The sequence below is a fragment of the Flavobacterium difficile genome (assembly GCF_011392115.1).
In the GTDB taxonomy this organism is placed as follows: Bacteria; Bacteroidota; Bacteroidia; order Flavobacteriales; family Flavobacteriaceae; genus Flavobacterium; species Flavobacterium difficile.
Map to the genome: position 1 here is coordinate 1 of NZ_JAAJBT010000017.1, position 3,679 is coordinate 3,679.

Below are 3,679 nucleotides of genomic sequence, written 5' to 3' on the forward strand. Positions count from 1 at the left end.
TCATTATTATAGTTCGTCTTAGTGTAAACCTCCTTACCATATCGATTGAAAATCTCAACCTTATTGGCAACCAACTCTAAGTAATCATTCAACCCATCTCCATTTGGCGAAATACCTTTTTGGATTTCACATAAAGTACTTTCAAAAGTTGCTGAAACATCAGTAGTACAATTTAGTCCAACTAAATTAGTTACAGAACATGTATAAGCTCCTGGAACTGTTATAGTAAGAGTTGGACTAGTACCTACAACCGCGTTAGAACTATTCGTCCATTCAAAACTATAATCTTGCGTATTAATAATATTCGTTTTTAATACAAATTGACTGCCTTGGCATTCACCTGAGATAGTAAAATCGAAAGTATTTACAGTAATTACTACAGAACCCGTTAATGTTTGCGTACAAGAACCTAAAGTAACATTTACCAAATTGAATGTTGTAGTTCCACCAGTATGAGTAATAGTTCCATTTCCGGAAGCGTCCAAAACTACAGTTTGATTTGTAACTCCATTCGAATAGGTTACAGTGGCTCCTGAAGTACCCGTAAGTGTAATTGGAGTACTATCTCCTTCACAAACCGTTGCATTACCAGTAGAAAATGATGCGGTTATTGGCGGAGCTATCGAGAATGTAAATGATGTGTTTGAAGAACAAGCTCCTGAACCAACATCATATCTAATAGTATAACTTCCTGGGATAATTTGGTTTGTCCAAGTTACCGTTCCACTAGAATTCACAGAAATATTTGCAGGACTACCTACTACAGAATAACTTCCTCCAGAAGTTCCTGTTAGTGTAACATTTGCTAAATTATCATTAAAACAATAAGATGAATTGTAAGATATGGTTGCAGAAGGTGGTGAAACCACTTCAATATCAAAACTCTTAATACCAGAACAGAAAGTTGTAGTACTATAAATTCTCATCCAAATCGTTTGAGGATTCGTAACGTTTGTGTAGGCATTTGGATTAGCAATAGAGTTTGTAGCTGCAATTGCATCTGCTTGGGTTAAGTAATAAGTTACTAAATAATCCGATGGTGTTGCAAAATTTGCTGTTACAACTGAAGTATTTTGTGTTAAATCAAAAACCGCAGGATTTGAAGCACAAATACTTAAATCGTTTGGTTCAGGTGTAACTAGGATTAAATCAGGATAAAACTCTACTACTATTGTATCTTCTCCAACACAAGCAGAACCTACATACTGAGCAACTAATTTGTATTCTCCTGGTTGAGTAACGTTTAATGTTGGACCAGTTTGACCTGTAATTACCTCAAATGTTGAAGCCGTTGGTGCTTTATAAGACCAAGTGAATCCGTATGGAGGTGCAGTTAAACCACTGTTGATAGTATAAGACTGACCTGCACATAATGCACTATTTCCAGAGACTGTTAAGTCGTTTCCTAAATCAACATTACCGATATCAAATTTACTTAAGAAAACTGCACTATCAAAAGAAGAATCATTTCTATCCCCTACAACAAACTTCATGTGATAAGTTTGTCCAGGAATAACTGTTCCTGTAGCAGACATTGGCACAGTATAGCCTTTAAAGTTAATTGGCGCAACAACATCTGGTAGTCCGTCTTGTGGATTACCGTCTCCGTAAAATTTATCAAAGTATGTTGGATTAGCAGAAGCACAACCATTATTAAATTCCGCTTTTCTTATTGTGGTTACTGCAATTGGAACTGGTGGTGTAGTACCAGGAACAACAGCTAAGTTTGTTGTAGTACCTGTTGCTATGTTTGTCAAAAAGAATGCAAAAGCATCTGAAAATTGACATTGAAAAGTTCCATATTCATCGGAAGCAAAAATGAAATCAAATTTCACTTGATCTGCAATAGGCACAAAATCAAACTCTAATACAGATGAATTATTATAACTCGTTACAGATTCACCAACTGATTGCATGTAAGCTAATAGTTGTGCATCACCTGGCCAAGCACCAGTTCCTTCTGAACCATCTGTATTTGGACCGTCACAGGTATTTGCAGAACGTGTTGCTAATATAATTCCTTCTTCTAAACCGAATGATGAACCATTTTTATTGAAATATCCAATACCGTTTTGTTGTCCGAAATTTGAACCTGTTGAAAAAGTAATGTTTGATACAATTCCACATGGTGAAGTTACTAATACATCTGTAACAAGCTGAGGAACTGTATAAGTTGCAGGAGCTGTTGCTGTAGAAGAATTTTCTGCAAATAATGGTGGTAAAACGTTATTAATACACACATTAAATGAAGCTACTTGATTTACAGTTGTTGAAGCCGACCACACTCTTATGTAATATGTTTGACCAATTACATACGTGTTATTATAACTAAAATTATTAACATCACAATACAATAAAGTTAATGCTCCACATGAACCTGAATAAACAGCATGGCTTAAATCTGTAGTGGTTCCTACAATATCATTAAAATTTATAATATGAGCAGCTGAAGTTGCAGTGAATGAAAACCAAGTATCATCATCGGCAGCGCCGCCACATGTAGAAGCTGGAATACCTGAATTTGATGCACCTGTAATTGTTCCTGGTGTAACTAATGCACAAGCCAAATCAGTATTTACTAAAACATTTAAAGCTGTTGCACATTCGTCATTATTTGGACGTGTGTAGAAATTTGCTCCGTTTGAATACAAACTAGCGTCAGTGGTAGAACAAATTGCTCTTACAAAAAAAGTGTAAGCTGTACCAGGCGTTAAACCTGTATTATATGTAAATGGATTTGAATTCGCTACTACCCCAACAGTTCCTGGTGGTGGAACCGGAGAACCTAAAGGTAAAACAATAATTTCCCATTGTGTAGCTGTTCCGTTTTCTGTCCACGCTAATTGAACTGAGTTCGTTGTTACTGCGCTTGATGTTAATACTGTTGGCTTCGGACAAGTAATTGGTGGTGTACAATATATAGAAGCTTCCCATCCATCACTTACTCCTGTTCCATTTGAAGTAAATACAAAAGTTAAACATCCTGTTGGCGAAGTTGATGTAAACGATGGAGGTAAATTAGCACCAGTAAAAGTTCCAAGTAAAGGAGAAGTGGCTAAATTTCCATTTCTTATTGTTAAATTATCGCCAGCAGCCAAATTAAATTCGTTAAAAATTACAGTTACAACATCTCCTGTGTTATCTGGACAAATAGTAGTTGTAATGTTCTGATTATTTCCGTAAGCACCAGTAGCTCCACCTGTATCATAAAATTCATCACCTGCACAAAAATGAGGAGTTGTACAAAAAGAAGCAACTGTCGACCAAAAACTTACTTCTGTAGCAGAACATCTTGCTCTTACATATACATCATAACATGTGACTGATGTTAAACCAGTAATTACGTAAGGATTAGAAGAAACATTTATTCCCACTGAAGTTGCTGTTGGCGCTGCAGAACCTGCTGGTAAAACCAAAACTTCCCACTGTGTTTCTGTTGCTCCATTAGCCCAGTTAACTTGAGCATTATTGTAATTTATATTCGTTATCGTTGGATTTAATGGTTTCGGACAAGTTACTAAATCTAATTTAATGTTATCTATGGCAGCTGGAGGTTGATTTCCTGCTGTATTGTTATTTCTCCATTCAAAAACTACTCTCATGTTTCCACCGGCATACGGCACCGCATTTAGTGTGTAATTTTGTGTTGTAAAATTTGAATTCGAATTAAAATCGTTTC

Annotated in this window: 1 protein-coding gene; it reads right to left on the reverse strand. The window is 36.0% G+C overall.

Annotated elements, in window-relative coordinates; genetic code table 11:
* Positions 1-3,679: choice-of-anchor L domain-containing protein (locus G4D72_RS13240; protein ID WP_207784916.1), on the reverse strand; the 3,679-nt coding region annotated here is incomplete at both ends.